The organism is Pseudochelatococcus sp. (assembly GCF_050946405.1).
GTDB lineage: Bacteria > Pseudomonadota > Alphaproteobacteria > Rhizobiales > Beijerinckiaceae > Pseudochelatococcus.
The window spans coordinates 129,430-135,442 of record NZ_JBMNUS010000013.1; the positions used below are offsets into that span (position 1 = coordinate 129,430).

Here is a 6,013-nt window from a genome sequence, read left to right on the forward strand (position 1 = left end):
GGACGGCTTGCCGGGCTTCGCGGCGTTACGCACGCGCCCTTATTGGGGCCGCGTGCTGGCGATCATGGATGCGATGCCCCCGGCCGATCTCGCGCGCATCGAGCGTCTCGCCCGGCACAATCATGCCGCGGTGCGGCGACATCGCTTCACCGGCGTCGTTCACAGCCCCGTCACCTGCCTGGAGGCCGCCGATGCGCTTCCCCGCGCGGGCATGGAAGGCTTCCGCCGATTCGCGGCCGGGCGATTCGCCGTGCATGAGGTCGGTGGCGATCATTACTCGATGTTCCATCCGCCGCATCTGAACACGGTGCTGTCGTGGCTTGAACAACTGCTGACGGCCAGCGGCAGCGGCGCGGGCGCGACACCGGCCGCCAGCGCACCGGGATCGCTGACGGCATAGGCGGTGAGGCGCGGCCGCTCGCCGGCGCGCAGGAGCATGGTGAGCGCGAAGGCGTGGCCCGAAGCGAGCAGACCGCTCTGGACGTGCCAGACGCCCGCGCGGCGCAGGTCTTCGTCGAGATGGGCGAAGCCGAGACGGGTGAAGCCGAGACTGGCGAAGGTTGGCTGATCGAGCGAGAAACCGGCGCAGGTCAGCGGGCGGGAAAGGCCCTGGCCAAGGCCCTTCACCACGCTTTCCTTCAGCGTCCACAGCCTGAAGAAGCGCTCCGCCATCGGTGTCGGGCAGTCGCCGTGAGCGGAATCCGGCTGGATGGGAGAGCGTTCCAGCGCGGCAAGGCCGGCCAGTTCCGCCGCCGTGCAGAAGCTTTGCGCCAGTTCGATCGTCGCCGTCGCCGGCGTCACGCGCTCGACATCGACGCCGGTCTCGCGGCCCTCGCACAACGCGACCGCCACGCAGCCCGCCGTGTGCGACAGGCTGAAGCGCACGTCAGGCATCCCCGGCGCGCGCACGATGCACGGCTTGCCGAGGGGCGAGGCGGTAAAGCGCCATGCCGCCGGCCCCGTTCCGGCGATATGGCGGGACAGCGCCCCCCGCAGCAGGCCGTGCGCGGCGACGAATGTCTCGCGATCGCGCTCGAAACGGAAACGGCCCGCCCGCGCGGTCTCCTGCGCGTCGAGCCACGCTGCCGCCCGCCCGCCGGCGATCCCGGCCGGAGCCGCGATGTAAACCGATACCGGAATGTCCCGTATGGACGCCGGACTGTCGTGCATTATATCCATACCCGTTATCGCTTCGACGGAAAAACCACCGGAAAACCCTTATGCCGGCGGATGGCGGGACGCATCCTATCATGCGCGGCCGGGCGGGCGCGACGGCGCAGGAATGCTCTTGACCGACGCAAGCGTTGACGCGACGTTATCGCCGATGGTCGCCGCAATCTATGGCGCGGTGCGGTGATAGTATGACATTTATGCGGAGCGGTCGGATGAAAATATGGTCGGGCTTTCCGGCGCTCGCGGCAGCGGCTTTCATGACGGGCTTGCCGGCAAATCCGCCGGCATGGGGAGCGGATGCGGCGCCGTTCGACCAGTCGCCCTATGAGCGGCCGGCGTCGCTCGTCGAGGTGGGCGATGGGCAACGGCTCAATCTCGTCTGCCGGGGCGAAGGTTTTCCGACGGTTCTTCTCGAAGCGGGTTTCGGCGAAAGCGCGGTGACGTGGCGCGACGTTCAGCCGGAAATCGCCAAAGTGACGCGCGTCTGCGCCTATGACCGGGCCGGGCTCGGTTTCAGCGATCCCGCCAGGGCGGCGCAGGATGTGGCGGGCATGGCCGCGCGGCTGCGGGCTCTTGTCGACGCGGGCGGTATCGGCCGCCCGTTCGTTTTGGTGGCGCATTCGATGGGCGGGTTGATCGCGGCCCGGTATGCCGACGAGAATCCGCGCGATCTGGCGGGGCTGGTGCTCGTCGATCCCGCCGTGGCGCATCAGGAGCGGCACATGGCCGCCGTCACCCGCTCCTATTTCATCGCGAACGCGCAGCAACGCGCCGTGATTCTCGCCTGTCTGGATGCCGCGAAAGCCGGCGATATGACGCCGGGCAGTTCTCTGCCGGCCGAATGCGGCAACCCGACACCCGGTGCCGGCCCGGTGCTGGCGGCGGCGGAAAGCGCGCGGATGAAGAAGGTTTCCTATTGGGAGGCGCTGCTTTCCGAACATGAAAACATGTTCTCCATGCAGGAGGACAGCTCGACCGTGGATGACATCCAGCTCACCGGCTCCACCCGGCGATATGGAACCTTGCCGCTGATCGTTCTCACCGCCGGGAATGCGTTGCCCGATATGCCGGAGGCCGAAAAAGACCCCGCCAATACATTGTGGATGAAGCTGCATGACGAACTGGCGGCGCGCTCCGACCGGGGCGTGAATCGCCTGGCCCCGCAATCGGGGCATTATATCCAGAACGACGCGCCGCAGGAGGTGATCGCGGCCGTGCTCGAAGTCGTCACCGCCACGCGGCGGTGACAGTTCGCGGACAGCGCGCGAGCCCTTACCTGACCGGGCAGGAATTGCCGTTGGCGCTGTAATTGATGACCTTGATCTTGCCGCCGATGATGTCGTCTCGTATGGCGACGATCTTCTTTTCCATATCGGCTGTCACGAGCTTGCGGTTGTTGTCGTCCAGCGCCCAGTCGACGCCGCCTTCCTTCAGGCCGAGGGAGATGGTGCCCGGTTTCCAGGTGCCGTTCTTCGCATCCTGAAACGCACCGTAAACCGCGTTGTCGACGCGCTTGAGCATGGAGGTCAGCACCGTGCCGGGCTGTATGTGATTCTGGTTGCTGTCCACGCCGATGGCCAGTTTGCCCTTGTCCTTCGCCGCCTGCATCACGCCGATTCCGGTGCCGCCGGCGGCGGCGAAAATGACATCCACGCCGCGGCCGAACTGCGCGTCGGCAAGATCCGCGCCCTTCGCCGGGTCGCGCCACACGGAAGGGGTGGTGCCGACCATGTCCGCGATATATTCGATCTGCGGATTGATATATTTTCCTCCCTGGGCGTAACCGCAGCCGAAAGCTTGTATCGGCGGAATATCCATGCCGCCGATGAAGCCCAGCTTGCCGCTTTTCGAGGCCATCGCGGCCAGCGCACCCACGAGGAAGGAGCCTTCCTCGTCCTTGAACACGATCGACTGAACGTTCGGCGCCTCGATCACGGAATCGATGATGACGAACTTCACGTCGGGAAACCGCGGCGCGACCTTTTCAAGCGCGGGCTTCTGCGCGGAGCCGACCGAGACCACCACGCTCACGCCGCGCCGGGCGAGATTGGTCAGCGCCTGTTCGCGCTGGTTCTCGCCGGTGATCTCGAATTCGCGATAAGCGGCGCCGGTTTCCTTCCTGAACCGCTCCGCGCCATTATATGCGGCTTCGTTGAAGCTCTTGTCGAACTTGCCGCCCATGTCGAACACGATGGCCGGGCCGGAACTCTGGGCCGGAGCGGAGACGCTCGTCATCATTAAAGCAATTCCGGCAAAAGCCGATGCCGCAATTCCGATATGGCGCATGATCAATTCCTTTCGCTGACGGCCTCCGGCCGGAGCGCGGGTTCGCTCTTGTGATGTCGGAGCGATTTCCCGATCAACGAAAGAGATCGAGAAATCGCTGAAAATCAAAGGCTTGTGTGTAGTTTGACCCGATATCCCGAAACGGTCGCGCTCCCGGAGTCTGGCCGATGAGACAAATATGGCGCGCTTACGTGGCCCTTTTACGAAACCGCCCGCAAGTTATGGGAGAAAATGTCCAGAGCAGCGCTAAAACGTTTAAAATGCATCGTAAATGTCAGATATGACATGAGAGATCACGGCGTGTATGGCGCAAATCGGTCATTATTATCACAAAACCGCAATGCTTCATGGCTACTGTTTTTCGAGCAGTAGCGGAGAGGGTTCGGTTATGGCGTTTTCTGGTCCCGCCATCGGCATTCGCGGCCGTTTGTGGTTGGCATTCGGCGTCATTTCGACATTGCCGATTCTGGCGGCGCTGGTTGCGTGGCTGGCTTTCAACGATGTGGCCGAACGCATGGATCAGGTCGCCCAGCGGCGATTGCCGCAGATCGAGGCTGCGCTGCGGCTGGCCGCGACGGCGGAGCGGCTGGTCGGTTATGGTCCGCAGATCGTGGCGGCGCCGGGCGCCGATGCGCGCGAGGCCATCTGGCGGCGTGTCGATCCCATCCGGGATGAAGGCCGCAGCCTGATCGAAGCCCTGCGCGGCACGACGGATGCGGTGGAGATCACCGATTACATCTCGTATATCGACGACATGAGCCGGATGTTGACCGATATTCATAATCTGGTGAACGCCATTGGCGAAAACAGAGCCGAATTTGTCCGGCTGATGCAGAAGGTCGAGCCGGCGGCCGGTGATTTCGACCGGGTGGCGGAGCAACTGGACGATATCGAAGCCGGCGCCTTGCTCGGACAACTGAATGTAAAGCTGGTGGGCGCCTTGCTGGGCTTGCCGGTTCTGACCGATCTGGATGCGGTCGACCGCGCCAGAGCCGGCGTGGAGGAGCATCGGGCGGAGCTCGTGCGTCTGGTCGGGGGGCTGGAGGCGGCCGATGCGGAGCGAATCGCGCCGGTTCGCGATGCGTGGCTGGCAGTTCTGGATGCCCAGCCGTTTCAGATGCAGAGCGATTTTCTGCTCGACGGGGAAGATCGCGATCTGCTGCTCGTTTCAAACGCCACCGTTGCGGAGCGCCTGCGAGAGCGGACGGCCGGTCTGGTGGCGGACGCCAGCAACGGCGCGCGGGCGGCGGCCGCGGATGTGCGCACGGTCATTGCCGATGGCGTATGGAAGCTCTTCGGCGTCGCGATCGGCGCCGTGGTGCTGGCGATTGCAATCGGCTGGCTGTATGTCAACCGCCTGCTCATCCGCAGCCTGACACGCCTCATCGATATCATGCGCCGGTTGTCGCAAGGCGAGCGCGAGATCGCGATTCCCGATCTGCACCGGCGCGACGAAATCGGCGCCATGGCCGCCGCGCTGGAGGTGTTCAAGCAAAATGCCATCGAGCGCCATCATCTGGAAGAGAATCAGCGCCATGCAAGCGAGGCCCAGGCGCAACGCGTTGATGCCGTCGAGGCGCTGATTCGCGATTTCGACGATGAGATGGTCAACGTGCTCGCCCTGATCAGGGCCTCGTCCGAATCGCTCGAGAGCACCGCCCGATCCCTCAATACGACCGCGGACGCAAGCTCCGGCAATGTCGTCAATGTTTCGACGGCTGCCGAGCAGGCATCGGCAAACGTGCAGAATGTCGCATCGGCCTCTGAACAACTCGCCGCCTCGATCAACGAGATTTCCCGTCAGATCAGTGATTCGCGTCAGATCGCCGATCAGGCGCTCGCGTCCGTGCGCGAAACGGACGGCACGGCCCGTCAGCTTCTGAGCGCGAGCGAGCGAATCAACGAGATCGTGGCGCTGATCAGCACCATCGCCCAGCAAACGAATCTGCTGGCGCTTAACGCCACGATCGAGGCGGCCCGTGCGGGCAACGCCGGCAAGGGCTTCGCCGTGGTGGCGTCGGAGGTCAAGTCCCTGGCTGATCAGACCGAACGCGCGACGGGCGACATATCCGAGCATCTCAGAGCGATTCAGACGGTTTCGCAAACGGCCGTTTCCGCCATTCATGGCGTCGGCGAGATCATCGAGCGAATCAACGTGATCTTTTCGGAGATCTCTCAGGCGGTATCGCAGCAAGGAGCTGCGACTCGCGAAATCGCCGAAAGCGTTCAGCAGGCGGCTACGGGCACGCAACAGGTTTCGGTGAAGATGCGGGATATTTCCCAGGGTGTGAGCGACACCCGCCAGCATGCCGCCGATGTGCTCGGTTCCGCCTCCGGGCTGGCGAAGGAAGCCCAGGGCGTGCGCCATACGGTCGAGCGATTTTTCGACGAAATCCGTGCTGCGTAAGGCGTTGTGGGGATCGGACGTTCCTTTCGTCAAGAAAGTTTCATTTTTGGATTGACATGGATATTTGTGTGATCTAGATAGGGGTCACACCGGCGCTGCGGCTTACGAGTTTTGCGGCGACGGACTGGTTTTTCTTTAGGTTGCGTC

The 6,013-nt window shown here is 63.7% G+C and carries 4 protein-coding genes; 2 read left to right on the plus strand and 2 right to left on the minus strand.

Going from position 1 to position 6,013, the window contains the following annotated elements; all coding sequences use genetic code 11:
* Positions 1 to 273: 273 nt before the first annotated feature.
* Positions 274 to 1,170, minus strand: coding sequence for a 4'-phosphopantetheinyl transferase superfamily protein (locus tag ACOYJQ_RS17115; protein WP_433460192.1), 897 nt, complete (start codon positions 1,168 to 1,170; stop codon positions 274 to 276).
* Positions 1,171 to 1,385: 215 nt separating this feature from the next.
* On the opposite strand from ACOYJQ_RS17115, the gene ACOYJQ_RS17120 reads away from it, so the two are divergent.
* Positions 1,386 to 2,420, plus strand: coding sequence for an alpha/beta fold hydrolase (locus tag ACOYJQ_RS17120; protein WP_433460193.1), 1,035 nt, complete (start codon positions 1,386 to 1,388; stop codon positions 2,418 to 2,420).
* 25 nt (positions 2,421 to 2,445) lie between these two features.
* Here the strand turns inward: ACOYJQ_RS17120 and ACOYJQ_RS17125 are convergent, their stop codons facing one another.
* A complete protein-coding gene (locus tag ACOYJQ_RS17125; RefSeq protein WP_433460195.1) occupies positions 2,446 to 3,411 on the minus strand; it encodes a BMP family lipoprotein in 966 nt (321 codons plus the stop codon).
* A gap of 436 nt (positions 3,412 to 3,847) precedes the next feature.
* Here ACOYJQ_RS17125 and ACOYJQ_RS17130 point away from each other — a divergent pair, with 436 nt between their 5' ends.
* Entirely contained in the window at positions 3,848 to 5,866 is a 2,019-nt protein-coding gene (locus ACOYJQ_RS17130; protein ID WP_433460196.1) for a methyl-accepting chemotaxis protein, read from the plus strand.
* The last annotated feature ends 147 nt before the right edge of the window (positions 5,867 to 6,013 follow it).

Excerpts from the sequence above, each read along its gene's own strand:
- ACOYJQ_RS17130 (WP_433460196.1), top strand. The coding sequence starts at position 3,848 with ATGGCGTTTTCTGGTCCCGCCATCGGCATTCGCGGCCGTTTGTGGTTG.
- ACOYJQ_RS17125 (WP_433460195.1), bottom strand. The coding sequence starts at position 3,411 with ATGATGACGAGCGTCTCCGCTCCGGCCCAGAGTTCCGGCCCGGCCATC.
- ACOYJQ_RS17115 (WP_433460192.1), bottom strand. The coding sequence starts at position 1,170 with ATGCACGACAGTCCGGCGTCCATACGGGACATTCCGGTATCGGTTTAC.
- ACOYJQ_RS17120 (WP_433460193.1), top strand. The coding sequence starts at position 1,386 with ATGAAAATATGGTCGGGCTTTCCGGCGCTCGCGGCAGCGGCTTTCATG.